Origin of the sequence: Mesorhizobium sp. M7A.F.Ca.US.011.01.1.1 (genome assembly GCF_003998295.1) — a bacterium.
In the GTDB taxonomy this organism is placed as follows: domain Bacteria; phylum Pseudomonadota; class Alphaproteobacteria; order Rhizobiales; family Rhizobiaceae; genus Mesorhizobium.
Genome location: NZ_RZRT01000006.1, coordinates 45,781 through 71,127, shown reverse-complemented (window position 1 = coordinate 71,127; position 25,347 = coordinate 45,781). Strand labels below are relative to the sequence as shown.

The following is a 25,347-nucleotide window of genomic DNA, read 5'->3' as shown; positions in this document are numbered from 1 at the left end:
GCGTGCTTCGATATATTGTCTGGCGCATTACTGTGATGGTTCCAACGCTGCTGGTGATATCAGCGCTGGTGTTCACGATCATCGAACTTCCCCCCGGCGACTATTTCGACAGCTATGTCGCCGAGCTTCGGGCACAGGGCGAAGGGGTGGATTCCGATCGCATCGAGATGATGCGCAAGGAATATGGTTTCGACAAGCCGCCGATCATTCGCTACTTCTATTGGGTCGGCGGTATGCTGCACGGCGATTTCGGCTATTCCTTCGAGTATGAGTTGCCGGTTCGCGACGTCGTCGGGGACCGAATGTGGCTGACCGTACTGGTTTCCTTCGTCACGATCATCTTCACTTGGCTCATCGCCTTTCCGATCGGCATGTACTCCGCGACGCATCAATACAGTTGGGGCGATTACGGCCTGACCTTTTTTGGCCTCCTGGGCCTTGCCATTCCGAACTTCATGCTGGCGCTGATCCTGATGTATTTCGCCAACATCTGGTTCGGCACGTCCATCGGCCATCTCATGGACCCGCAATATCTCAGCGAGCCGATGAGCTGGGCCAAGGCGAAGTCGATACTCTCCCATCTCTGGATTCCGGTCTTGATCATCGGCACCGGCGGCACGGCAAGCATGATCCGGCGGCTGCGCGCCAATCTGCTCGATGAGCTGCACAAGCAATATGTCGTGACCGCGCGCGCCAAAGGTCTTCATCCGTTCAGGGCGCTGGTCAAATATCCGCTGCGCATGGCGCTCAATTTCTTCATTTCCGACATCGGCTCCATCCTGCCGGCCATCATCTCCGGCGCCGAAATCACGGCGATCGTGCTGTCTTTGGAAACGACCGGGCCGATGCTGATCAAGGCGCTGCAAAGCCAGGATATGTATCTGGCGGGGTCATTCCTGATGTTCCTCGCCTTCCTGACGGTCATCGGTGTCCTGATCTCCGACCTGGCGCTGGCGCTGCTTGATCCACGAATTCGTTTGCAGGGTGGCAGCACCAAATGAAGACGGATTCGCCGCTGCCCGCTCCGGGTGCTCCACTAGAACACTATGTTTCCAGCACGCCCTTTGACCTGCAGTCGGTCGAGGCGATGACGGTGGAGCAGTCGAAAGTCTTTCAGGCGTCGCAGTTGCGGCTGATGTGGTGGAAATTCCGCATGCACCGGCTCGCCCTTGTATCCGGCATATTCCTGGTAGTGCTTTATTTCGGGATATTGATCTGCGAGTTCCTGGCGCCCTACAACCTGCACACGCGCAACATGGACTACATCTATTCGCCGCCGCAGCAGGTGCACCTGTTCCACAACGGCCAGTTCGTCGGGCCGTTCGTCTATGGCCGCCAGATGACGCTGGACATGGACACGCTCAAGCGGAACTACATCGACAACCAGGACGATGTTCAGCGGCTCCGTTTCTTCTGCAAGGCCGACAGTTACCGGTTCTGGGGCCTGATCGAAGGTGACAGGCATTTTGTCTGCGCTGCCGAAAACGGTCAGCTCTTCCTGGCGGGCACCGACCGGCTGGGGCGCGACGTGCTCTCGCGCATGATCTATGGCGCACGCATTTCACTGACAATCGGCCTCGTCGGCATCAGTTTCAGCTTCCTGCTCGGCATCGTCATCGGCGGACTGGCCGGTTATCACGGCGGTATCTTCGACCTGATCGTTCAACGAATAATCGAAGTTCTGCAATCGATTCCCAGCATTCCGCTATGGTTGGCCCTGGCGGCGATCATGCCGATAACCTGGAGTCCGATCCTGATCTATTTCGGCATCACCGTCATCCTCGGAGTGCTCGACTGGACCGGACTGGCGCGGGCCGTGCGTTCAAAGCTTCTGGCCTTGCGCGAGGAAGATTACGTTCTCGCCGCGCAGTTGATGGGCGCCGGAAGCAGCCGCATCATTAGGCGGCATCTCATTCCCGGCTTCATGTCGCATCTGATCGCGACGGCGACGCTCTCGATTCCTGGCATGATCCTGGGCGAGACGGCGCTGAGCTTCCTCGGGCTCGGCCTGAGGGCGCCGATAACCAGTTGGGGCATCCTGCTCACCGAGGCGCGCAGCGTCAGCGTGATCGCGTTCTATCCATGGCTTCTCTTGCCGATGCTCCCCGTCATTCTCGTCATCATGGCGTTCAACTTCCTCGGAGACGGCTTGCGGGACGCCGCAGATCCCTACAAGTGAGGTCGTTATTTTGCCGCGCGCCGTGCCGCCTATTCCATCCGGTATGATCCTTGCCGGCTGCCTGTGCGGTTGTTGCAGTGTTCATCGCCCACCTCTATATGTGCCGAGACGTGATCGAGTTTAGCACTACGCCTTCGGGATTCACCCGTGAACAGTTCTTGTCGGCGGCATTGACGATCTCTTGAGCTGGTTCAGGACACACAAAAGCATATGAGTCGCCTCGAGAATTTCATCAGCAGGATGACCGCACAGCGCGACATTCTCGACCAAGTCTGCGTCGAGGTGGCGAAGATGGAGGGGCTTGTACTCGAGCTCGGCCTCGGCAACGGTCGGACGTTCCACCATCTGCGCGAGCGCCTGCCCGGGCGCCGGATCGTGGTGTTCGACCGCGAAGTCGGCGCACATGCCAGCTCAATTCCCGAAGCCGAAAACCTCGTGCTCGGCGAAATACGCGAGACGGCCCGCAAGTTCATTGGCATCGAAGCCGCCCTTGTTCATGCCGACATCGGCACCGGCTATGACGATCGCGATGCAGTGACTGCTACCTGGCTTCCCGATCTGATTGCGAGCCTTCTCCGCGTCGGCGGCTTTGCGGTCAGTGGCACGCCGCTCGATCACCCGCTGCTGCAACGCCTCCCGGCGCCGACTTCAGAGCCCGCCGATCGTTATTTCCTCTGCAAGCGCGTGTGAGCGGCCGAGAGCGCCTCATCTTTTCACGCAAACGCTGCTCTACCGCAATTCCAAGGGAAAGTGCTACGCGCTTTTCCCGAAAAACCGTTTACACTTTCCGTGGAATTGCTCTGGACGGCCCAATTGCTCACGGGATTGTATACACCGCTATCTCCCGCTCGATGCCGCGCAGCGAGACTTCGTGAGGCACGGGCGTCAGCGCGTTCTTGCGCAACAGATCGGCGGTGAGATTGTCGTCGACCACCGCACGGGTGGCGAAGATAGCCTGTGCGTTGGCCAGGTTCTGGACCCGTGAAGCAATGTTGACCGTCTGGCCGAAATAGTCCTGTCGCTCGTTCATGGACACGGCGATGCAGGGACCGGCATGGACACCGATCTTGAGCAGCAGATCCTCGCGCCCGCTTCTGTCGTTGAGCGCACGCATGGCGTCACGCATCCTGAGGGCCGCAGCCATCGCGCGATCAGGCGTCGCGAATGTCGCCATCACCGCATCGCCGATGGTCTTCACCACCGCGCCTGCCTCCGCCGCGACGATCTCGTGCAGAACCTGGAAATGCACGCGCACGAGATCGAAGGCTGAAAGGTCGCCCACCCGCTCGTAAAGCGCGGTCGATCCGCGCAGGTCGGTGAACAGGAAGGTGAGGCTGGTGATCTTCAGGCGCTGGTTGATGTCGAGCGTATCCGTACGATAGAGGTCGCGGAACGTCTGGTTGGTGAGCAGGCGCTTGGCGGTTAGAAAAGGCCGGCGTTTGCCCAGGAGATTATGCAATGCCTCGCCGGCGATGAAGACTGCCGGCAGCACCCGGGTGTCGGTCCTGTTTTCCAGCGAAATACGCAGCGGACCGGGTTGCATTTCCAGTGTCTGGTTCTGGACATGGTCGCGGTCGAAAGCCAACGACAGGCTTCGCCGCTCTTTTGTTGGTTCGCCCTTCGCGTCGATGAACTGCGCTGAATGGGTGACCGGCTCGAAGACGATGATGAATTCGGACGGAAGCTGTATGGGCAGAACGGCCTTTTCACCCGGCGCCAGCTCGATATCCGCCAGCGAGAACGCTTCTATGTTTTTCGCCAGATCCTCTTCCGGCAGATCGACGCCGGATCCCCAGTAGATCTGGCGAAAATATTCCACCAACGGCAGTTCGTGTGGATTGTGGGCGGCAATCCTGCGCACGCGGGAATTCACGGTGAATGTCACCTCGACCATTTCATCGAGGGTCGGCGAATAGCCTTCGGAACATAGCGCGCAGGTGTATTCGTCCCTCTGTAGGGTTTTCAGCGTAGCGTTGGTGTCGAGCACGCCGCCACAGCCGGGGCACAGAACATTCCAGGAAATGTCGAAGATGGCCACCCGCGCCGCATGGAGGAAGGCGCTTATGGCGCGTTCCTCGTCGAGGCCATGCTTGCTGGCGAAAGCCGGCACATTGATGCGGCAAAGTTCATGATCCTTGCCTTCCGCGATGGTCCGCCGGATCGCGTCGATTGCCTTCGGATCGACGTCGGTCGACTGCCCCAAAAGCGCGAACAGATCCTGAGTTTCGGTCATCGTGCAGGCTCCGGAAAATGCGCCCCCGAGGTGGGTTGGCCGGAACCGTTCTTCGTTCCGAGCGCTCCATCTTACTTCGAAACGGATCGTACAGCCATTCGAAAGGAAAAGCCCGCCGACGTGTCAATTCCGTCGGGATTTTCCCCGATCACAAGCGGCACTATGGTGGGTCCATGGAGTATTCATCTTTGGGACTTTCTCCCGCGCCGACACCCGACAACCCGCCATTTCCCACGGCCTTCCGGCTTTTCTCTGCGGGGGTCGTCATCTTCCTGATCGTCGGCGCCGGCCTTTTTTTCGCGCCTGCGCTGGTCAAGCCGCGCTGGCCCTGGGCCGTCACGCCGTTCAACGCCCGCTTCCTCGGCGGCTTCTACACCGCCGAAATGGTCGTGATGGCGGCGCTGCTGTTCTGGAATCGCTGGTCGCCCGGCAGGCTTGTGCTCGTCATGGCCTTCATCTTCACCGTCATCGTGTCGGTGGCTTCGTTCATCAATCTCGGTTATTTCAACTTCGAGCGGAAAGCGCCCTGGCTCTGGTTTTTGGTCTATCTTGCTTCGGTCGCGGTATCCGGGCTGTTCTTGTGGCGGGCCAGGGCCCGTCCTTCCGCAAAGGGCGTGACCTTAAACTCTGCATGGCGCGGCTACATGTCGATGGAAATGGCGATCCTCGGGCTCTATGGCGTCGGTCTGCTGCTGTTTCCCCTGACATTCGGCGGCTTCTGGCCATGGCCGATCGACGCCTTCCACGCTCAGGTTTACAGCGCCATCTTCCTCGCCGGCGCGGGCGGCACATATCTCGTCTGGAAAAACGCGCCGCGCGAAGAGCTGCTGGTGCTCGGCCTGGCGCAGTTCCTAGTTGGCCTGCTTGTCATCCTTGGCCTCGTCATCACCGACACCGCGATGCACCGGATCGACCGGACGGCGACGGGGACATTGTGCTGGCTCGCCCTTTTCGGCTGGATCGGAATCAGCGGCATCTTCAAACTCTACGCCGTCTCCCGGTACTTCAGCGCGCAATCGGCATCATAGGATGCGGAGATGGCTGGATTTTCAGGTGACGTCCGGTGCATCGTGCCGGGCCGATTGCCTTCGCCGGGAAAGCCATGACCAGCACGACCTCGCCATTCCCAGAGAAAATCCAGCCGCAGCTCCGGGCCATTCGGCCAAGCGATGCGGAGGCGCTTTGCGCCATCTTCAACATGCCGGGCTTCCGCTGGGGCACGCTCAGGATGCCATTCGAGATGGTGGAACAGGTAGAACGGCGTATTGCCAAGTCCGGCCAGGAAACCACCTGGATCGTTGCCGAGCTGGACGGCAAGGTCGTCGGCCATGGCAGCCTGGTCGTGCAGGGTTCGCCGCGCCGTTCGCATATCGGCGAGATCAATATCGGCCTTGACGATGGCTTTGTCGGCAAGGGTATCGGCTCTGCCATACTTGGCGCGCTGCTTGACGTGGCCGACAACTGGCGCGCCCTGAAGCGGGTCGAATTGACCGTCTACGCCGACAACGAACCGGCTATTCGCCTCTACACAAGCCACGGCTTCGAGGTCGAAGGCCGGCATGTGAAGGCCGGTTTTACCGACGGGCAGTACCACGACCTCCTGAGCATGGCCCGGCTGCGGTTTTGATGACCACGGTCTTTGATCCAACCCTTAAGCTGCCGGTGGAACTTCTGGCAGTGCTGTCACGGCTCTGTCCGGAAGTCGTGCGTGACATCGAGCAGAACTGGAATGCACCGGTTTCCGAATACGCCCGCCATCTGTGGCGGCCGGTGGCAAGGCCTGCTTCGGGTCCGGCGATCGCTGCCCGTTCGATCCTGCTTGATATACTGCATCAGCGCCTTGATTTGATCATGCAGCCTGAAGAGGTCGGCAAGGCCCTTGAAGAATTCGACCACAGACCGGTGATTCAGTCCGGCCTGCACTGCCTGCTTCTGATGGACCGGATCACCTTCGATGCTCTCCTGTTTGCCTGGCTCGGCGCGGTCGAAAACGGGCTGTCGGCCTTCGTCGGCTTCATGGGAACGACGATGACCATGGAGACAATTGGCCGGGAGGGGCCAGGATGGCTCGATGTCGGCGACGATAAGGTCAACTTGTTTGGCATGGGGCGCCACAAACTATGCCGCAAAAGCGCCTGCGCGGCCGGCCCGGTCACCCTCAACAAGCGGGCGCTCGAGGCGGTGGGCGACGAAACGGATGCCAGCCGCTGGCTGGGCACACTGCTCGCCAGCCAGGACAAGGTGTTTGGAACCGCCGCTGATGCACTGACAGCCCTCAACGAGGATCTGGTCGCCGATTGGGATCGTTCCGGCATGGCTCGGCCGGTGTTCATCGATGACCGGCTCGCGGCTTCCGTCGTGGCGCGGCATCTGGACCATGACGGCAGCCTTCTTTCCAAGCTGCTCTTTGAGCCCGCAAGGCGTCAGCGTCTCGAACGTACCCTGCAAGAGACCGAATCGGGCCCATTTGGCAGATTCCTGCCCAATGCCACGGCCTACTTCTGGGGCATTCGCGAGGAGCGCGTGCGCAAGCTTGTTCTCGATAACGGGCACCTGATCGAGCCTGAAAGGCAGAATGGTCTTTCCATCCCGTTCGAGCGGGCGCATCTCAAGCAGGCGCTGCTGGACGGCGTGCTGCTGCCGAACTTGTTCCTGACATTCCTCGTTCTTGCCATATTGCCGCGCGTGCGGGTCGTGGGCGGCCTGAGGCAGATCGGTTATGTAGCGCTTTTCCACTCGATCCTGCTGGCTGCGCTGGATGAAACCGCGCCGGAAGAGCGCGGTCTGGCTGCCGAGTTGCAGGTTCGGGAAAATGCCTGGGGCACCCGGGTCATCGATGAAAAAATGTCGGTTCGCGAACAGGTTGCCGGCCTGCCGGCAGGGAGGCTGTTTCCTGACCTGCTCGGGCACTACCGTTCGCACACCTTTGCCGAGACGACCGACGACCTGAAACTGGTTCGTGAAAACGCCCGATGGCGCAAGATCGGCCGAGCCTTTGGCGTCTGATCCGGCCGCATGCCCTCATTTGTCATTGCGCTATTTCGCCTTGCGGAGCCCGTCGATCATGAGTTCGAAATCGGCAGGGTTCTTGTAAGGCAAGACTTTGCGGCGGTATTCCAGCGAATAGTCAGGATTGACGCGAGCAGTTCCTGCCATGCCGCCCGCGCGTGCCGAGATCGCTGACCGAGAGGTCGAGCCTCGCCTTGACCTAGCGATAGGCGTCCTCGGACAGGCAGATAGCGCCGGGCGCCGCGACGCCCTCCAGACGCGAGGCGAATCTTCGTCCGCGCTGGCGACCGGCTGTATCCAACCACATCTGCAGCTAGGATTGCGACTAGTCTGCGATTCTCGCTCAAGGTCCGTCTCCTCATCTCCATGATAGCAGGAAGACGGAGGGGCGAAGAGAGAACTTCGCAACGACGGCCAAGCAGCCGTCCGAATCGGCAACGCTCCGCCACCGGACCCACGGATGCCCATTTGCACTGCCGCTTGCCGGTTGACGGCTATCGGTTCATCATTGTGAATACCCTGGCCGTGAAGGGCGTGGCGAGATCACGAGTCATGGCCCCAAGAGCCGGATGATTGCAGGCCGAATCGACCTGAAATCTGAATCCATCTCTAGGTCAAAGAGACAGAGCATGATGTGGTCCGAAAACCGCTTCAAACTTTTCGGCATCATGCTCGGGTGAGGTTTCCATGGACTGCTCGGGCTGCGGTTTCGAGATTGAGGGCGGTTACGCCTTCTGTCCGAAGTGTGGCAGGCGCCAGCCTGTGCCATGCGCCAGCTGCGGCTACCCCTGCGCACCTGATTTCGAGTTCTGTCCGAAATGTGGGGCACGCCTTGGTGCGTCCGCAAAAGCCGCCGAACGGCCTGTTCCGGAACCAAGCGGGACCATCGTGCCGCCTTCTCGAATCCCGTCGCTGCCTCCGAACATCGAAAGCTATGGGCTGCATCCCGTCTCTGACGCCGATCGCCGGACGGTAACGGTCCTGTTCGCCGACCTTTGCGGCTTCACGACACTCAGCGAACAGCTCGACCCCGAGGTGATGCAAGCTCTGCAGAACGCGCTGTTCAAGGAATTGACGGGGGCCGTGCGAAACTTTGGCGGTTTCGTAGACAAATTCATCGGCGATGCGCTGCTCGCTTTGTTCGGTGCGCCGGTGGCCTATGAAGACGATCCGGAACGTGCGCTTCGCGCCGCTCTCGACATGATTGCCCGGACGGCGCGGCTCGGTGAAAGCACCCCCCACTCCGGCTCGCCTCTGTTACTCCACATCGGCATAAACACCGGTCCGGTTGTTACTGGCGGATTGGGCATCGGCACCGCCAAATCCTATTCGGTGACCGGCGACACCGTGAATACGGCGCAGCGCCTGCAATCTCTGGCCGCACCGGGTGAGGTGCTGGTAGGCGAACTCACTCACAGGCTGACCCGGCATGCCTTCTCTTACGAGTCGCTGGGCGATATCGTGCTTCGCGGCAAGGCCGGCAGCGTGCTCGTCCATCGACTGGATGCACCGCTTGCGGCCCCGCGTGCAGCACGTGGGCTGGAGGCGCTCGGCCTCAGCGCGCCGATGATAGGTCGCGGTGCGGAGCTTCATAGAATGTTGGCGAGCCTTGACCAAGCGTGCGGCGGCTCGGCCCAACTTGTCCGCCTCGTCGGAGAGGCCGGTATCGGGAAGTCGCGGCTCGTGAAGGAGTTCGTCGCCCGCGTCGGCGACGAGGATCGTTTTCGCAACGTCGCCGTGCGGCAGGCCGCGTGCTCACCGCTGGGCGAACAATCATTTGGCGCCTTGGACGCAGTTGTGCGCAGCGCTGCGGGGATGATGCAGAACGACAATGGGGATGAAATAAGGGGGAAGCTCGCAGCCTTGCTTACCGATCTCGGCCTGCAGGGCGAGGAGGCGAAGCGACTGATGCCTTTGCTTTACCATGTGCTTGGCCTTGGCGACCCCGATGCCACCTTGCAGCATATCGAACCCGAGCAGCTGCGGCGGCAAATTCTTTACGCAGTCCGCACAATCATCGAACGGCGGCTTGCGTTGTCGCCGCTGTTGATTGTCGTGGAAGACCTGCACTGGGCCGACGCCGTGTCAATTGAGGCACTGCGTTTCGTGATGGACAGGTTGGAACGCACACGGTTGATGTTGCTGGTCACGCATCGTCCAGCGCTGGACAACGACCAACTCGATTCAAATCGGGTCAGTCACACGGCGCTCAGGCTTTCGGCGCTCAACAATGATGACGGACGCAGTCTGCTGGCGGCGCTTTTCGGCGAGAGCTGGGTAAACTCCGCAGGAGGGCTTCTCGGCCAGATCCTCGAGCGCGCGGGCGGCAACCCGCTTTTTTTAGAGGAGATCGTTCGCGGCCTTATCGATCGCGGTGTATTGATGCGAGAGGGCCAGCGATGGCGGACTGTGGCAGGCGAAGTCGCAACCGGCATTCCCGCCACGATCCAGGCAATGTTGCTTGCTCGGGTCGACCGTTTGCCCCAAGAGTTGCGCCGGTTGGCCCAGGAAGCCGCGGTAATCGGCCCGCGCTTCGATGCCCCCCTTCTGAAAACCGTTACATCCGACCCCGGCCGGCTAGAAGCCGGCTGCGAACTGCTTTGCGATGCGGAAATCATCGAGGAAGTTGCCGGATCTGGCTCGGGCTCGTCGCAAAGCTACCGCTTTACTCAAACATTGCTGCAGGACGTGATCTACCAGAATCTGCTCGTGCAACGCCGGACCGACATTCACGGGCGGGTCGGTGCTGCCTTGGAGCAACTGTGCGGCGACGGGCCGGAACGGCTCGAGGATTTGGCCGTGCTCGGTCATCATTTCGCACAGAGCGCCGAGCGGGAGAGGGGCGCGCATTACCTGCAGGCGGCGGGTGATCGCGCCCGCATGATATACGCCAACGACGACGCCCTTCGTTTCTATGAGCGAGCACTGACGGCGGTGGGTGCGATCGGGCAAACACCGCTCAAACTGGCAATTGCAGAGCGCATTGCCGATCTGAGCGGCCCGGCAGGCCGCCGCCAGGTCGCGCACCACCACTACGAGGCGGTGTTGCTAGCATACCGCGAGTCGGCAGATCGTGTCGCTTCGGCGCGAGTTTTGCGTAAGATCGGTCGGCTGCTCTGGGACGTCGGCAAGCGGGACAACGCAGAATCCCGCTATGCTGAAGCGGCAGCGCTCCTCGATGGAGCGGATGCCCCGATCGAGCAGGCGCATCTCTGGCAAGAACGTGGCCGACAGGCGTTCCGGAGCGGAGATCACTCCCTCGCGACAAAATGGGCGGACGCGGCGCTGGATTGTGTACGCACTTTGACGACGGAGCATGTTTCCGACGTAGGACGCGATGCCACTCTTGTGACCGCCGAGGCACTTAATACCAAGGCTGTTGCGCTGGCTCGCCTCGGACGAAACCGTGAAGCCGTTGGCCAGGTCGAGCGCAGCATTGAATTGGCCGAAGCCGCCGGTCTGCTGGGTGCGGCCTGCCGCGGCTACACCAATCTCGGCGTGCTTTACACGACTATCGATCCGGCAAAGGCGATGGAGGTCTGTCGGCGCGGTCTGGACGTGGCGCGCCATATTGGTGATCTGGGTTTCCAGGCCCGCCTCCTCGCCAATCTGGCGGTCGCTTGTTGTACTTTCACGGATCGCTGTCCAACGGAGGGCGTGCCTGCCGCCGAGAAGGCTATCGAGATCGACCGGGCGCTCGACCAGCGCGAGCACCTGCCGGTGCCGTTGATCGTGCTTGGGCAGATCCACCAGTGCAACGGTCGTCCGGAACTGGCGGTTGGCCTGTTCCACGAAGCACTGGACGTCGCCCGCGAAATGGGCGAGCCCCAACTGCTCTTTCCGTGTTATGATGGTCTCGCAACGCTTAATCTGGACCTCGACAATCTGGCCGAGGCCGAACGCTACTTTTCCCTGGCGCAGGGTATATGCGCCCAGCACGGGCTCGACCCGGAAGCGCTTGTGGTGCTGCCTTTTCTCGACTAGCCGGGGTTAGGGGTTGGAAATGTCCGCGCCTAGTGACTTGGTACCGCTTCAACCGGGCGACCGTGCGCCGAACCTGGTGCTTGACGCTATTACCCAGGAAGGCAAGATCGCGCTCGACGACTTTCGCGGGCAAAAACCAGTGCTGGTCGGCCTGTTTCGAGGTCTGCATTGTGCCTTCTGCCGGCGCCACATCGCCGCCCAGGCGCGGCTTGATCCGGAGCTGCGCGAAAGGGGCGTAGAGAGCCTGACGGTGGTCAACACGCCGATCGAACGGGCGCGTCTCTATTTCCGCTACCACCCGATGCCGAACCTGCTTGCGGCCTCCGACCCGGAACGCGCTTCACATCGTGCTTTTGGACTACCCAATCTCGAATTCACCCAAAACGAGACGAACTGGCCGTACAAGGTCTCGATGGCAGCAGCAAAGGATATGCGGGTCGACATACCAGGCGAGTTGCCCGGTCCCATGGATCCTTTTGCAGCGAGCGAAATCCTCGATAGGAAGCACCCTTACGAAGTGACCGAAGCCGACGAACAGATGATCGCAACAGGACACGGACAATTGGTCGGTCAATTCCTGCTGGACAGGCAGGGAATTGTCCGCTGGAGTTTCACGGAGGTTCCGGAGGGGGGGCGATACATGTTTGGGGCGCCCAACCCGAAGGAACTGATGTCAGCTGTGTCGCAAGTCGCCCAATGAGGTCCCGTTGGGTCAAATCTTCACGTTAATAATTTGCGGCTTGAGATGCAGTGCGCTCCAGCGTCGGCAAGCGACAATCAGGCTGGGAGCCGCCACATTCGTACGCGACCTGCACCACGCAATTCCGTTTCCTCGAGTGGATCGCAAGCAAATTTTGGTCCCAGCAGTTGGCGCGTTGCATCGGAGATACGGATTTCACCGGGCTCCGCGGACGTTTGAATACGTGAGGCGAGATTAACGGTCTCGCCCCACAGATCATAGGCGAACCGCCTTTTGCCTATGACGCCAGCGACGATCGGTCCCGAGTGAATTCCAATTCTCAGCCTTATCGGTTCTCCTGCGAAGAGTTCGCGCTTGACCGCCTTGCGCAGTTCAACTGCATAGTGCGTGAGGGCTCGTGCATGATCGGATCGCGCAGTGGGCAGGCCAGCGACCACCATGACACAATCGCCGATAGTCTTGATCTTTTCGCAGCCGTGTCGTTCCGAGAGCCTATCCGCCGCCTTGAAGAAGTAATTCAAGATAGCGAGCGTCGTCACCGCTCCGACGCTGCGCGCTCTTTCGGTAAAGCCGACGATGTCGGCAAAAAGCACACTCACCTCCGCGTGGTTGTCGGCAATTTTCTTTTGCGCTTTCAACCGCTCCGCGATCGACGCCGGAAGAATGTTTAGGAGCAGGGTTTCGGCGCGCAGATATTCACGCGCCAATCCCTCCTGGCTCTTCCTCAACGCCTCATTGGCCGATTGTAACTTCTCGTTGAGGTGGCGCTCCCTCTCTTGCAGAAGCGTCATTTCATAAGCCTTCTGTTGAAGCCGTTGCTTGTTGTCGCGTTCGGCAGTCGCATCAAGAAAGAGCAGCCACACGCGGTCATCATCAGCAAAAAAATGAAGGTCCGCGACACGCCCGCTGGGCAGTTCGACCATAGGCATATGAAATGGAAGCTCCGGGCAAGGCAGCAAACCTTCCATGAATTCAAGCTGATCGGCAACAGGCTTACCGATGCGAAGGGATGAGAGCCCGTAATGTTCAACGTTACCGCCCTTCGCCGCTGTCCGCAGCTGGGCGTCAATTTTCACATACGCAATAGCACGCTCGTTGTAGAAGAAATCGTAAATCCAGTTTCCGATCTCTCTTGGCAATCTTTGCATGGTCTATTTGGTGACCATCGAAGCAAGTGTAAGAAACGCGTCATCGACATGCTCACCCGAGAGCGCACTTGTTAGATAGACTTGCCATCCCCGTTGCCTCAGTTCGTCAATTTCTCTATCCGGTATTACCCACCGATCGGCCAGATCTGATTTGTTGAAAAGCAATACGAACGGCATAGCACCGAATTCAGCCTCGACCCGCTCGCGCAGCGTGAGCGCGGCGGTAAGGGTAGCGGCGCGGGTTCCATCGACGACAAGCACGAGCCCCGTTGCGCCTCGCACATGGCTAACCCGGAACGAGCCGATATCATCTTCGCCGGCCAAATCCCATAAAATCAGATCCACTGTTTTGTCCGGGAGTTCGACACTCTTTTTGTCGATTTTCACTCCCACCGTGGTCAAGTAGGTTTCTGAAAAGATGCTTTTCACAAACCTGCGGACCAAGCTCGTCTTTCCGACAGAGAACCCCCCCAGCATACAGATCTTTTTTTGCAACATCTTGGGCTCCGCCCTAGTCCAGGTTTACCGTAACCGAAACCCGGCGATTGGTGGAGCTACCAGCTTGACTATTTTCAGGCACCGCCGGTTCAAAGGTACCCGCACCCCGAACCAGCAGCAGTTCCGGAGCGACGCCGCGCTTGTTGAGAAGCGCACGAACTGTCTCGGCGCGGGCGGCGCTGATCGATGCGTTAGCCGTCTCACGGCCCGTGGTGTCCGAATGGCCGGTCAACATGAACCGCGCAGTTACGCCTGACTTGCGGGCATTTTGGGCGAATTCCTTTATTTGATCCGCCAATCTGTCGAGAACCGGCGTCTGCTCTGGTCCAGGCACAACTTTGCCGGAAGAGAAGAAAATGTCGGTCATCTGGATGGCCTCTCTCAAATGATTGAGCTCTGCAAGGTCCAGCTCACGCAGCTGCGAGACATCCAGAACCACTCCGTCCGCCGAAAGTTGTTCAGCGGCGGCCTGCGCCCGGTTGATCCAAGCGGCAGGAGCCTCGCCCACGACAACGATGCGACCCTGGATGATCGAAAGTCGGACCGATTTCGGCGGGGTCAGCGACGCCGTCAGCCGCTTCACCACAAACTTCGGATCAAGGCTCTGATAGAATTGCCACTGTGAATGAACGCGGGCAGGATCAACCTCCGTTCCGGACAGCAGAGCTTGCGGGTCGGCGGCAAGCGGGTCTCGCAGGCCGGAAATATAGAAATGTCCACCCCTGGCCGATTGTTGGGCGACAATAATTCCCGGTCGGGCCTCAAGTCGCGACACATAATACTGCCAGTGCTCCGCCGCGCGTGCTTCGGGGCTCACATCACGAACCTTGGAAATGTCGAATTCCGGTCCGCCTGCCGAAAGCTGTCGGGCCGCTGCGCGCGCCCGATCTATCCAGGTGTCGGGAGCCTCGCCCTCGGCAATGATGCGATTATTGACGATCGAAAGTCGTACTGTATCTGGTGGATACAGCGACGCCGTCAGCCGTTTCAACACGAACTCCGGCTCAAGGCTCTGATAGAATTGCCATTGTGAATGAACCCGGGCGGGATCGACCTGCGTTCCGGACAACAGCGACTGCGGGTCGTCGGCAAGCGGGTCTCTCAGGCCGGCAATATAGAATCGGCCATCGCGTATTTTTTGTTGTGCAACGATGATGCCCGGCTGGGCCTCCAGTCGCGACACGTAGGCCTGCCAGCGCTTCGCCTCGAGTACTTCGGGGCTTACGTCACGAACCTTGGAGATGTCGAACTCCGGTCCGCCTGCCGAAAGCTGTCGGGCCGCCGCGCGCGCCCGATCTATCCAGGTGTCGGGAGCCTCACCCTCGGCAACGATGCGCTCATTGTCGATTGATAGTCGTACTGAATCCGGCGGAGCCAGCGACGCCTTCAGCCGCTTCAGCACGAACTCCGGTTCAAGGCTCTGATAGAATTGCCACTGCGAATGAACCCGGGCGGGATCGACCTGCGTTCCAGACAACAGGGACTGTGGGTCGGCGGCAAGCGGGTCTCTCAGGCCGGCAATATAGAATTGGCCGTCGCGCGCCTGTTGTTCGGCAACGATGATGCCTGGCTGGGCCTCCAGTCGCGACACGTAGGCCTGCCAGCGCGACACATAAGCCTGCCAGCGCTGCCCGGATTGCCAGGAAAGAAAGAACCAACCGCCTGCCAGAAGCAAAAACAGCAGGGCCACGGCCGCCACCAGCCACGGAAATCCCTCGTTTGATTCCTCCTGCTTCTGCTCGACGCAGGTCCGCAATTGCGCCTCTACGCCGGCCAACTGCGAACTGTCGCCGTCAAACTCAACTAAAGCCTGTGAGCATTCCTCATGGATGCGAAGCAATACATCGCGAGCTATTTCATGCAATTCCTCTGGCGGATTTCCCCGGATCACCGAAACCAGGGTCGCAAACGGTCCAACTTCCGACCAGAGACGAAGGTCGCCAAAACGGATAGTGTCCAGGCCGCTCTGCTCTCTCTCGTTAAACGAATCTTTCACAAAATCTTGAATTGCACTAAGCATTGACGAAATCAGCTGGGGATCTTCGCTCGTCGCATTGTCGGCAGCTACATGCGCAATCAAAAGCCCGGAATTACGATTAATGAGAAAGGCATGCTCTACACGATAGATAAGAGAATGCTTTAGAACAACTTCCGAGAAGCTCGCACCTGTCCTCCAAGCTTCAAATCTCCACTTGAGCCCGTGCCAGGTAAATATATGTCTTAAAGTTTCATTCAGTGACTGAAATGTCTGGTCGATCTTTTCCCCGATCGACTTGCGGATTGCCGGCAGAAACACCGGGTATAATATATCCGTCAGCGTGCGCGGGCTCTTCTGGATTGACCGTTGCACAGCCCTTTCGACAGCTGGCGCAAGCGCCTCGCCGAGCTGCGCATGAGGCGCTCGCGCGGCCGCACTGGGAAGAATGTCGCCCACTGCTGCCGCAAGCTGCTCGGGTTCGTCCAGCAGATGCGTAACTCGTGAAAGCTCCGAAATTTCGCGGCTGACCAGCAACTGGCGCAGCGTTTCCATGCGAGGATCGGCGGTTGGGACTCCGTCGAAACGCGCACGATAGTCCGGATCAACGTTCCGGGCAATTTCGACCAAAAGACGAGCCAGAGCCTCGCGATCAATTTCTGTATCGTTCGAGGCTGTTCTTTGTGGAAGACTGATTGGGTCGACGGTTGACGTCAAGGTCCCATCAACTCACTTTCCAGCTACGATCCGAGTTGCCCTTGCTGCCGACGGGATCCTGATTCAGACATTTCGCAACCTCTACAAACAGGCCAGCCAAAAGATTTCGGTCGGTCTTAACGTTGCTGAGATCGGCAAACATTTTCTCTATCAGCATCTGAACGCCTTCATTCTTCTGCTTAATTTCCTCACGCAACAAATGATCGTTTCGATTTATCCGGTCCGAAACGTCCCGCTCAAGCGCGCTCAATTGATCCGACAACGCACGCACCTGCTTTTCAAGTGCCTGGTTTTGCTCGCGAAGATTCCGGTCAATCTCCTTGTCGGCATCGGCTCGTGAGTCTTTTTCGTTCCGCAATTGCGCCGCGAGCGAATCGATCTGCTTCTTTGCATTTGACTCGTACATCTCAAGATTGCGCTTGGCTTCGGATTCGACATCCTTGAAGCGCTGCAACACCCGTTCTTCAAGCTTGGAAAAACGGCGGTCATAGTCCTGCATCTGGTTGCCGAACAGCAGATCGCGTATCTTGTCGACACCTACGGCGTCGCCGGCGCCCCCGTTTTCGCGAACCTGGGCCGCCATGAAGTTCAGCCCGCTTCCGTCTGCATTACCAAGCAAATTTGCGTCCGCCTTGTTTGCGGAGGAAACGGCACTCGAAGTACTCGAAGATTCCTTGGCCATCCTTATACCCCTCTATGTGAACCACCTGCCACAGTGCAGAGACCCATAAACAGGTGAAGATGCCAGCAAAATCCGCGACCTGCAAGCCGGAATCTTCTTGGCGCAAGCCAATTTGCGTGCTCTTTTTACACCTCTTGGACTGGCCGAAAAAGCACCAGTACCGCTAGGTGTTGCTCTCGCCTCTCTCTGTGATAGCAACCATAGCCGTTTAATCTAATTGGTTATCGAGCGAAATCTACTATGAGGCCGAGTGATACAATGGCATTATGTATATCTATTTAGACAGATGTAAGTAATGAGTTTTCATTAGAAATTGCTAAAATAACTTTTCCAGCGGGCAGCATATTGCCTCTCGCTCCGCTATATACTGCCACCATCAGCTTCCGGCGCGAGCTCAACAGTAGAAGGAGAATCTTCTTTTCACACGAGGAATCGCCGATCAAGAATGCAGCCCGGAATCGAGGTGTTTCGGTCGACAGGAGAGAGCAATAGGTCCCAATAGCTGGCAGTCATTCAACCAAAGCTTCAGTGGGCTTGCATTGTTGCGTCGTCGATTGCAAAGGACGGCAGTTTGCCATAGCCAAGTGCCAGGGACCGCAGCTTGTGGTCATGGTGCCGATTTCAGGGATCGACATGAGTATGCGGCATGCTTGGTTTTGACGTGCATCTGCGACAGCCGGCGCCCGATCTCGGCGGTACGGATGAAATGCTGCGCCAGGCTTCTAATGTCGCTAGCATGACAGGAGCAAGCTCGCACTGCAGCCGAATGGCGGCGCGACGGCTCGGAAGAGTTCACGGGAGACTGTTTGGACGCAGCATCCTCGATGACCGTTTCCTTTGGCGGGAAATCGCCGGCTATGTCTTGGGGCTCTTGTACCTTCGAACCAGGCGTGGGTAAGACGGCATGGCGCATAATCCATTGGTTTCAATCGTGGTTCCTGCGCACAACGCAGAGGTGACGCTGGCGCGCGCACTCGATTGCCTCCTCGATCAGGAAATCGAGGATTGGGAGGCGATCATCGTCGACGACGCCTCCACGGACCGCACCCCCGCGATCATTGCCGATTATGTGGAGCAAGATGCCCGATTTCGGGCGTTGAGTTCTTGCGCGCATGGCCCCGCCGGCGCGCGCAATAAAGGGATTTCGACGGCGCGCGGCCACTGGCTCATGTTTCTGGATGCGAAAGATTGGGTAGACGCCAGCTTCCTCGCGAAAATGCTAGCCGCACTGGAGGCCGCGCCGGATTCAGTGGCCGCCTATTGCGGTTCTCAGCGCGTGATGCCCGATGGCGAACTTATCCGGTTGAGCATCTCGTCAGAGGTTGCGATCCAGCCCTTTGAAACATTTGCCCGCCGGTGTGCCATCGCCACCCACGCGCTGCTGGTCGACCGGGAGACAATCGTCGGGTTGGGCGGTTTCGATGTGTCGCTGCGCACATGCGAGGACTGGGATCTGTGGCAGCGCCTCGCCCGTCTCGGCAGAAATTGGGTAATGGTCGACGAGCCGCTCGCCTTTTACCGGGCTAGCTCCAACTCGCTCACCCGCAATTCATCTCAGATGCTGGCCGACGCGGAAACCGTGATCGCCCGTGGCTTCTCTGCCGACTCCAGAGTCAAACACCCGGTGACTATCCACGCCAACGGAGCGAACTCGGCGGATGGCCGCACCGCTTCCGAAGCACTCGCGTGGTTCGCATTGTGGAACGCCGCGTCGGATTGCGGCGGCGGCTCGGGCTCGATCAACCCGCAGTCCCTGCGCGCGCTTCCGGCCGGACGCAAGTGGGCGAATGAGATCGCCAAGGTAGCCGTCAACGGCCTTGCGGTGGGAAGCCTGTCTGTGCCGGCGCAACTGGCTGCCAGGTGGGGAAGGTTCGGCCGCGCCATCACCGAGTTGATTACCGAACTCGGCAAGGTCTGGGACAATCCCGCAGCGGCTCGCCGCATCCAGTATCAGCTTGAGCAAATGGTTCTCGACGCCGACGATCTTGGCACACCACGCAGGCTGGCGCGAACACTTGGAATCCGCGTCGACGCGCGAAATCCGACCTCGACCGAACTGCCGGAAGGAATCGACCAAATCTATGCCTACCTGATGATGGATGGCCACATCGAGGCCGTCGTACAATTCGGCGTGCTCGGGACAGTGACAAGGGATCATTGGATTGAACTGATCCGGAATTTCGCACCGCAAAAGGAGGCTGGCGCCAACACTCCGAACACGCTTCCAGCCTGGGCATTGTCAGGCACAGCCGAACGCGAGCCTGATCCGGACAGCCATTTCGGCAAACTCGCGAGATTGGCTGCGCAAGCGCGGGAGTTGGTTCGGTCGAGCGCCGAACCTGCTGAGCCTTCTGCCGCGCCGCGCCGTGCACGGGTCAGGCACGACGAGAATCGCACGTCGTTCTGGAATGGCTATTTCGCGACCGAGGACCCCTGGAACTACGGTTCGTCCTATGAGCAGGAAAAATATGAGCGGCAACTCGAGATTCTGCCTGCGGGTCCCATCGGACGGGCACTTGAGCTCGCCTGCGCGGAGGGCCACTTCACGCGCCAGTTGGCGCCGCGAGTGGACCATTTGACCGCAACCGACATCTCCGCCATAGCCGTCGGACGAGCCCGCGCGCGATGCAGCGATCAGCCGAACGTTGAATTCAGCGTAATGGATTTCTCCGCCGACACGCTGCCGGGTGAGATGGATCTGATCTTCTGTTCGGAAGTGCTCTACTATCTGGATGATCTCGCCGAGTTGCGGCGCATTGCCAGGAAATTCGCTGAGGCGTTGGCGCCTGGCGGCAGTTTCATCAGCGCCCACGCATTCGTGCTGCGTGACAATGTTGAAAGGACGGGCTTCGACTGGAACACATTCGGGGCACAAGCGATCTCAGAGACGCTCGCAGCGACCGAAGGTCTCGTCCTCGAGCAGTCGATCCAGACCGAGCTCTATCGCATAGACCGCTTCCGCCGCCTGTCACCGGACGATGTAGTGACGGAACCGAGGATTGATCATGCGTCGATCCGCGCGCCTATCGGACTCGGGGTCGCCCGAAATATCGTCTGGGGCGGGGCGCGGGCCTTGCGCCGCGACGTCGCGCGCAGCGAGCGGCGGCCACGTATCCCTGTCCTCATGTATCACAGCGTCGCCGATGATGGCCCGGCCGCTCTCGCCCGTTTTCGGCTAACGCCCGCCGCATTCGCCAGCCAGATGGCATGGCTGCGCGCCAATGGCTTTCACGCGACCACGTCCGAGCAACTGGAACGGTCCATCGCCAACCGTCAGCCTTTCGCTGGCCGCCCAGTGCTCATCACCTTCGATGACGGCTTCCAGAATTTTGCCGACCAAGCCTGGCCAACCTTGCGCGCGAACGACCTGACCGCGGAAGTGTTCCTGGTGACTGACCTAGTGGGTGAAAGCGCGCAGTGGGATGCCGAAAACGGTCCGCCGACGCAGCTTATGGATGCCGGGACGGTGCGGCGGCTCGCCGCCGAAGGTGCGTTCTTCGGAAGCCATCTCGCGACGCATCGCGCGATCGATGGTCTGTCGAGCTCTGACTTGGCCGCCGAACTGCTGCGCTCTCGTATGTTCATCGAACGTTGGACCGGTCGGCCAACCTCGGCGTTCGCGGCACCCTTCTCTGTCACCGACCGACGGCTCGGCAGACTGGCCAAGGAGTCCGGCTATCGGATCGGCTTCGGCAGCAGACACGGGCCGGCGGACCTTAATTGCGATCCCATCGACCTTCCACGAATCGAGATTCGCGGGGATCGCTCGCTCGACGACTTTGCCGCCACCGTCGAGGCCATGCTCGATTAAACGGTGAACTTTGTCACGGTCATCGGTCCCGCTCACGATGCGCAAGATCGACGAAACGCTCCGCACTCGCCAGACTGCTGCGATCGCCCCATATCACCCGAGATCGGAATGGCCTGCCCCGGCGGCTGAGTAAACACTGCCAAAATACCCGGCGCCTCAGCATATTCAAGCGTGGCATGCGTGGCACCTATCAGCCCTGCGCAGAAAGCATCTGCACCGCTACCTCTCCGAATACGACTTCCGCCCAATTTCACGCGCAGCCCCTGGCATGAACGACGATGCGCGGCCGGTCGCAGCCTTGATGGTATCGTCGGCAAACGCCTCGCCTCGGGTTACTTCATACGGAAGCGACGCCGCTTAAGCCGACCCAGTGCAGGCTAACTGTATTCGATAGCCGCTTTTCCCGAGCAGATGGACTTCAGATTACGAGCAAATAAATAAACGCCTCCGAAGTAATTTGGATACATTTCAACGAGCTTTTCTTTCTTGTCCACCTCGACCAAGACAGCCTTTATCTCACTGCCCCTTAGCTCGATTTTTTGCTCGATCTCTTTCAATTTTCGTGCGCCTAATGTAAGTGCCCTGAACGTCTCGACGGTCAGTTTATGATCTTTCCCATATTGAAGCAAATAGTATCGAGTTTTTTCCGCTTGATGTACGAAATTTTCTGGGCAGCGGGCAGTATTTTTTATTTTTTCTAGTATGCCGATCGCACCTATACGCTTGTTGAGATCCCGCAATTCTCGAACCCGGCCATTGTGATCCGGAACACTTACATGAACGGGGCACTGCTCCACGTGCGCGAATTCCGCCGACATAAGCTGGAAAAGGCGAAGCCAATCTTGGTCGCCCTCTCCGTGCTTCAAATCCTGGCCCCGGAATAGCCCGACAGCCTCAACCGCAGTTGCCCATGAGTGCTGAAGCTTGGTACGAACTTGCAACTCGATGCGTCGTCCGTCGAAAGCCTCGGTGTCGGCATCTCTGGATCGGTATTTGAAAACAATATGGTGACTTCGATACCCGTCCGGCTTCGGCTCATCGATATAGTTAAACTCCCTAGAGTGTATCTCATGGGGGAACTTGTCTCGCATCGATGCGAGAAGCGAGCGAACACCTTTGATATCGGCCATGATCGCTCGGCAACCGCCGATGTCGTTCATGGTGTCCAAATTGGTGGTGGACTCTCGAAGCTTCCGACGAATGGATGCCATGCGCTTCGGCCGGGATGCCATGTCGCCCTCCAGTCGCAGGGCTCTTATGTGATGACGGACAGAGAACCGAACGCTGCGCATCGGCAGAAAGTGCGAGTCGCGCCAGCTATTGGCGATTGAGAAGATTTCGAGTGCGTCCACATACTGGCCGACAGTAATGTCTCGTCCGAACTGAATAGGTTTTGCCAGCCGGTCGCCTGCCTTGCGAACGGCTTTCATGCTGTAGGCAAGGCGCGGGTACTCAGTCATTGGAGCCAAGAAGTCATGGTAGCCCGCCTCATTCTGGACTGGCGGGACTATCGCAGGGGAATCAGATCCCAAGAGTCATATCCGTTTGGGTAAGCGAAGTACCATAGCGCGCGACATCGGATCTCCGCGAGCGAGATACCGTCTCGGCCGTATCTGGCTAGATCGCGCCCCCGGACATGACGCGGACGTACATGCCGCCACGCTCAGCCAGCTTATAGATCTTTTTCAGTGCTTTAAGGGCGACGCCGACAACATAGCAGTTGCCTCCTGAAATATACCTCAGGACAATTGCAAGCTTCATAGCAGGAATTTCCCTTTTCTCCATCGCAGTGGGCATTAAAAGCACCACCGTGATGGCACATTGGCACAAGCAGGCCGGCATTCCGGAGGGCTACACTCTGCACGGGCTACGCCGTACCTTCGGCACGTATCTCGCCGAATGCAACATCCAAGCGCGCGCTATCATGGAGGCGATGGGGCATTCTTCCATGACGGTGACGGACGAATATGCGGCCCTGCGCGTCGTCAAGTAAGTGAAATCAACCGACCATGCGCAGGGTGGCCATATCAGCGGCCCTTTTTTTGGGGCCCACAATGGGCCCAAAACGTTTTGGCCGACGCATATTTTGATCAATAGAATCAATGGTTATGGTGGTGCAGGCAGTCATTGGCGAACCAGTCTCTGTCTGATTTTCCCTATTAGAGCCCGAAAAACAGCGAATTTCTGGCGATTTTGAGCGGCCGAGCCAATTTCGGCCTGAAATCTCACAGTAGTTTCAACGCGTTGTCCAGGAATTCCCTATTCGCCCTAACAGGGAAATGAAAGTAGTCCAACAGGGAAACGCCACGTGCGTCAGGCGCGGGAAATGCGCATCGCTTGCTTGACTTTGAGCGGCCTAGCGACTGGGTTGTCTCACCCACCGAATCCGTCCCCAAGCCAAAAATGCCGCACACCTTCACCCGCCAAGAATTGTATGACCTCGTTTGGTCGACCCCTATCGTCACGCTTGCTGAGCGGTTCGACATATCGGACGAGGGCTGGCGAAGACTTGTGCTCGCTATCAGATACCCGTTCCCGGCCGCGGCTATTGATCGAATGGGCCAAACAGCGGCTGGCTCACATCGAAGCGCAGAACCAACTTGATGTGCTGACTTCGAACCTGCGCGAGCAAAATCTCTTTCCCGACCCAGACGATTTGGATAATCCTGAGGGTGATCCGCCACCGCCAAAGACCCTGTGGGGCTAGCAACGCATTGCAAACGACCTGCTCAGACGGTGGGCCAGCGCCCTGCATCCCGTCGGCCCAATTGAGTTGCAGGTTCGAGGTGAGCTGTGCCTTGCGAAACAGGTCTTTACCTTCCGGGCTGTTTGCGGACGACACGCCGATCCAGTCGATATCGCGCCGCGGCGTCATGATATCGGCGATGCGCCGATCGCCAATGTTGAAGACGCGCTCGACGAGCTCCTGCTGGGTCTGGTGAAGCAGCCCTGCCTCCTGGCTCGCCGCGACAAGCAGCTTCAGCTCTAAGCGAATGCAGGGACTCCTCGCCCGTCCCTAGCCGCAATCCTCAGAGACGCAACACCAGATTGCCAAGACCGTTCAAAGCGAGGATCGCCGGCCTGAGCAGGAACAGGAACAGGCCTAGCGGCCGCACCACCCAGAGTGCCGTGCCCTCGCTACGCTGAAGCGCCAGGCTTTTCGGCGCCAACTCGCCCAGAACGATGTGGAGAGCAGTGATGATAATAAAAGCAATTGCTACGGCGATTATATGGGATCCGGCGGTGGCAAGAGACCCCATCGCTCCGACCAGCAGTGGCTCGATCAGATGGGCGAGTGCAGGTTCGCCAACCCAGCCAAGCGCCAGCGACGAAATGGTGATACCCAGCTGGGTCGCGGCAAGATTGGCATCGAGATTCGCCAAGGCTCTTTGAAGCAGCCCGGCATTCAAGCGTCCAGCGGTAGCAAGTTCGTCGACTCGGCTCCGCCTGACCGCCACCAACGCAAATTCCGCAGCGACAAAGAAGCCATTTGCGCCAACGAGTACTAGAACCAACAGAATTCCAAGAATGTCGCGTAGACTACCATCGTCCGCCGGCATGATATCCTCTGCTGGATCTGACTGGCGGGATCTGTGAAGCGTATTTGGCGCTATTGCGCAACCGCATTGGGCTCAGAATTATCACGCGGAGCTGCTGCCCCGACGCGGGGACTCTGGCTTTGGACAGCGTTAGGAAGAAGTGATTTGCCAGACCGCTACGCCGGCTAGAACAATTCCGGCAGCGCCTTCGATCGTCCGCGAAATGGCATCGAACAGGCGTGGCCGGCTGTCGAAGAAATGCACTAGGCGCTCCCGAAACAGGATCGACAACACCGCAACGCAAGACAGCGTCAGCGCCACGCCGGCCATCATGGTGATTGCAAACAGGATACCGGCGAGCGGAACGCCTCTGGATATTGCGAAGGTCATCACGAAAAGCGTCAGCGGGCATGGGATCAAGCCGGCCATGACGCCGACGGCCTCGCCCTCATGCTTGTGGTGATGGCCGTGGCTCAATGCGCGCCAGAGCATCCAGACGCCTATGAGTCCAAGCAGCCCGCGACTGACGTCTTCTAGTAGCGGCGCGCGGCCAACACTGCCCAGGGCAATAGACACCAACGGTAGCGAGAGCGCCGCGATCAGCACGGCAATCGTCACATGCGTGAAGGAAAGTGTCAGTGATACCCGAAGACCGCGCGAAACCTTTGCGTCCGAACCGGCCAAATACGTGGCCAGTAGGGCTTTGCTGTGACCCGGCGTCAGCGCATGCGCTGCACCGAATAACACGCCCATCGGCAGAAAGGCCGTGAAGGCCAGCCAATCGCCGCCGGCCGAAAGCAGTTTGATCTGCTCGGCCAGCGCCAGGTAGATCGTGCGTTGGAAGTCGACCAGCGTCTGGAACATGGCCATCG

At 59.0% G+C, this 25,347-nt stretch carries 19 protein-coding genes and 2 pseudogenes; 11 read left to right on the top strand and 10 right to left on the bottom strand.

The genetic code is table 11. The annotated features are described in order from the left end of the window. Nucleotides 1-2 precede the first annotated feature (2 nt). The 3 genes from EOA13_RS10295 (at nt 3) to EOA13_RS10285 (ending at nt 2,869) form a co-directional block, all read left to right on the top strand. Nucleotides 3-1,001 carry an ABC transporter permease gene (locus tag EOA13_RS10295; protein WP_023809555.1) on the top strand — a complete coding sequence of 333 codons (999 nt, stop codon included), beginning with the start codon at nt 3-5 and terminating at the stop codon, nt 999-1,001. Next, nucleotides 998-2,179, top strand: coding sequence for an ABC transporter permease (locus EOA13_RS10290; protein WP_127292038.1), 1,182 nt, complete (start codon nt 998-1,000; stop codon nt 2,177-2,179). Before EOA13_RS10295 ends, EOA13_RS10290 begins: the two co-directional genes overlap by 4 nt. Nucleotides 2,180-2,389: 210 nt before the next feature. After that, a complete protein-coding gene (locus tag EOA13_RS10285) occupies nt 2,390-2,869 on the top strand; it encodes a class I SAM-dependent methyltransferase (RefSeq protein WP_023809557.1) in 480 nt (159 codons plus the stop codon). Nucleotides 2,870-2,996: 127 nt separating this feature from the next. Here EOA13_RS10285 and EOA13_RS10280 read toward each other — a convergent pair whose 3' ends face one another. Next, the gene (locus EOA13_RS10280; RefSeq protein ID WP_127292035.1) at nt 2,997-4,412 is read right to left on the bottom strand and encodes an adenylate/guanylate cyclase domain-containing protein; all 1,416 of its coding nucleotides are present in this window, start codon (nt 4,410-4,412) and stop codon (nt 2,997-2,999) included. Between the two features lie 188 nt (nt 4,413-4,600). Between EOA13_RS10280 and EOA13_RS10275 the strand changes: the two genes are divergently transcribed. From EOA13_RS10275 to EOA13_RS10255, 5 genes are all read left to right on the top strand, one after another. After that, a complete protein-coding gene (locus tag EOA13_RS10275; protein ID WP_245490342.1) occupies nt 4,601-5,440 on the top strand; it encodes a hypothetical protein in 840 nt (279 codons plus the stop codon). 74 nt (nt 5,441-5,514) lie between these two features. Continuing rightward, nucleotides 5,515-6,039 carry a GNAT family N-acetyltransferase gene (locus tag EOA13_RS10270; RefSeq protein WP_127292030.1) on the top strand — a complete coding sequence of 175 codons (525 nt, stop codon included), beginning with the start codon at nt 5,515-5,517 and terminating at the stop codon, nt 6,037-6,039. Then, nucleotides 6,039-7,418: a hypothetical protein gene (locus EOA13_RS10265; RefSeq protein WP_127292027.1), complete on the top strand. Its 1,380-nt coding sequence runs from the start codon at nt 6,039-6,041 to the stop codon at nt 7,416-7,418. Before EOA13_RS10270 ends, EOA13_RS10265 begins: the two co-directional genes overlap by 1 nt. Before the next feature lie 690 nt (nt 7,419-8,108). After that, entirely contained in the window at nt 8,109-11,405 is a 3,297-nt protein-coding gene (locus tag EOA13_RS10260; protein WP_127292025.1) for an adenylate/guanylate cyclase domain-containing protein, read from the top strand. A 19-nt stretch (nt 11,406-11,424) separates the two neighbouring features. Beyond that, entirely contained in the window at nt 11,425-12,105 is a 681-nt protein-coding gene (locus tag EOA13_RS10255; RefSeq protein ID WP_127292367.1) for a redoxin domain-containing protein, read from the top strand. Between the two features lie 77 nt (nt 12,106-12,182). Here EOA13_RS10255 and EOA13_RS10250 read toward each other — a convergent pair whose 3' ends face one another. From EOA13_RS10250 to EOA13_RS10235, 4 genes are read right to left on the bottom strand one after another with little or no spacing between them, the layout of a single operon-like run. After that, a complete protein-coding gene (locus tag EOA13_RS10250) occupies nt 12,183-13,253 on the bottom strand; it encodes an adenylate/guanylate cyclase domain-containing protein (RefSeq protein WP_127292022.1) in 1,071 nt (356 codons plus the stop codon). A gap of 3 nt (nt 13,254-13,256) precedes the next feature. Further along, nucleotides 13,257-13,751, bottom strand: a complete 495-nt coding sequence (locus tag EOA13_RS10245; RefSeq protein WP_127292019.1) for a Rab family GTPase — start codon at nt 13,749-13,751, stop codon at nt 13,257-13,259. 13 nt (nt 13,752-13,764) lie between these two features. Further along, the gene (locus EOA13_RS10240) at nt 13,765-16,443 is read right to left on the bottom strand and encodes an OmpA family protein (protein WP_127292017.1); all 2,679 of its coding nucleotides are present in this window, start codon (nt 16,441-16,443) and stop codon (nt 13,765-13,767) included. Between the two features lie 7 nt (nt 16,444-16,450). After that, nucleotides 16,451-17,125 (bottom strand): hypothetical protein, encoded by a 675-nt coding sequence (locus tag EOA13_RS10235; RefSeq protein ID WP_127292014.1) that lies wholly within the window; start codon nt 17,123-17,125, stop codon nt 16,451-16,453. A 904-nt stretch (nt 17,126-18,029) separates the two neighbouring features. Here EOA13_RS10235 and EOA13_RS10230 point away from each other — a divergent pair. Both EOA13_RS10230 and EOA13_RS10225 read left to right on the top strand, forming a co-directional pair. Continuing rightward, nucleotides 18,030-20,936, top strand: coding sequence for a trifunctional glycosyltransferase/class I SAM-dependent methyltransferase/polysaccharide deacetylase (locus EOA13_RS10230; protein WP_127292011.1), 2,907 nt, complete (start codon nt 18,030-18,032; stop codon nt 20,934-20,936). A 158-nt stretch (nt 20,937-21,094) separates the two neighbouring features. Continuing rightward, nucleotides 21,095-21,317: pseudogene (locus EOA13_RS10225) on the top strand (hypothetical protein); the annotation flags it as partial. Here EOA13_RS10225 and EOA13_RS10220 read toward each other — a convergent pair. Further along, the gene (locus EOA13_RS10220) at nt 21,314-22,396 is read right to left on the bottom strand and encodes a RelA/SpoT domain-containing protein (protein ID WP_127292008.1); all 1,083 of its coding nucleotides are present in this window, start codon (nt 22,394-22,396) and stop codon (nt 21,314-21,316) included. The pseudogene EOA13_RS10225 and the gene EOA13_RS10220 sit on opposite strands and share 4 nt — an antisense overlap. A gap of 157 nt (nt 22,397-22,553) precedes the next feature. Beyond that, nucleotides 22,554-22,697, bottom strand: a complete 144-nt coding sequence (locus EOA13_RS37865; protein ID WP_164780041.1) for a hypothetical protein — start codon at nt 22,695-22,697, stop codon at nt 22,554-22,556. A gap of 52 nt (nt 22,698-22,749) precedes the next feature. Between EOA13_RS37865 and EOA13_RS10215 the strand changes: the two genes are divergently transcribed. Continuing rightward, entirely contained in the window at nt 22,750-22,929 is a 180-nt protein-coding gene (locus EOA13_RS10215) for a tyrosine-type recombinase/integrase (RefSeq protein ID WP_245490341.1), read from the top strand. 552 nt (nt 22,930-23,481) lie between these two features. Here EOA13_RS10215 and EOA13_RS38610 read toward each other — a convergent pair. The 3 genes and pseudogenes from EOA13_RS38610 to EOA13_RS10205 all read right to left on the bottom strand — a co-directional run bounded on the left by EOA13_RS38610 (nt 23,482) and on the right by EOA13_RS10205 (nt 25,339). Next, nucleotides 23,482-23,811, bottom strand: coding sequence for a hypothetical protein (locus EOA13_RS38610; RefSeq protein ID WP_245490354.1), 330 nt, complete (start codon nt 23,809-23,811; stop codon nt 23,482-23,484). Next, nucleotides 23,785-24,496 (bottom strand): annotated as a pseudogene (locus EOA13_RS10210) (CNNM domain-containing protein); the annotation flags it as partial. The gene EOA13_RS38610 and the pseudogene EOA13_RS10210, both read right to left, overlap by 27 nt. A gap of 129 nt (nt 24,497-24,625) precedes the next feature. Continuing rightward, nucleotides 24,626-25,339: a sulfite exporter TauE/SafE family protein gene (locus EOA13_RS10205; protein WP_023809575.1), complete on the bottom strand. Its 714-nt coding sequence runs from the start codon at nt 25,337-25,339 to the stop codon at nt 24,626-24,628. Nucleotides 25,340-25,347: the final 8 nt, after the last annotated feature.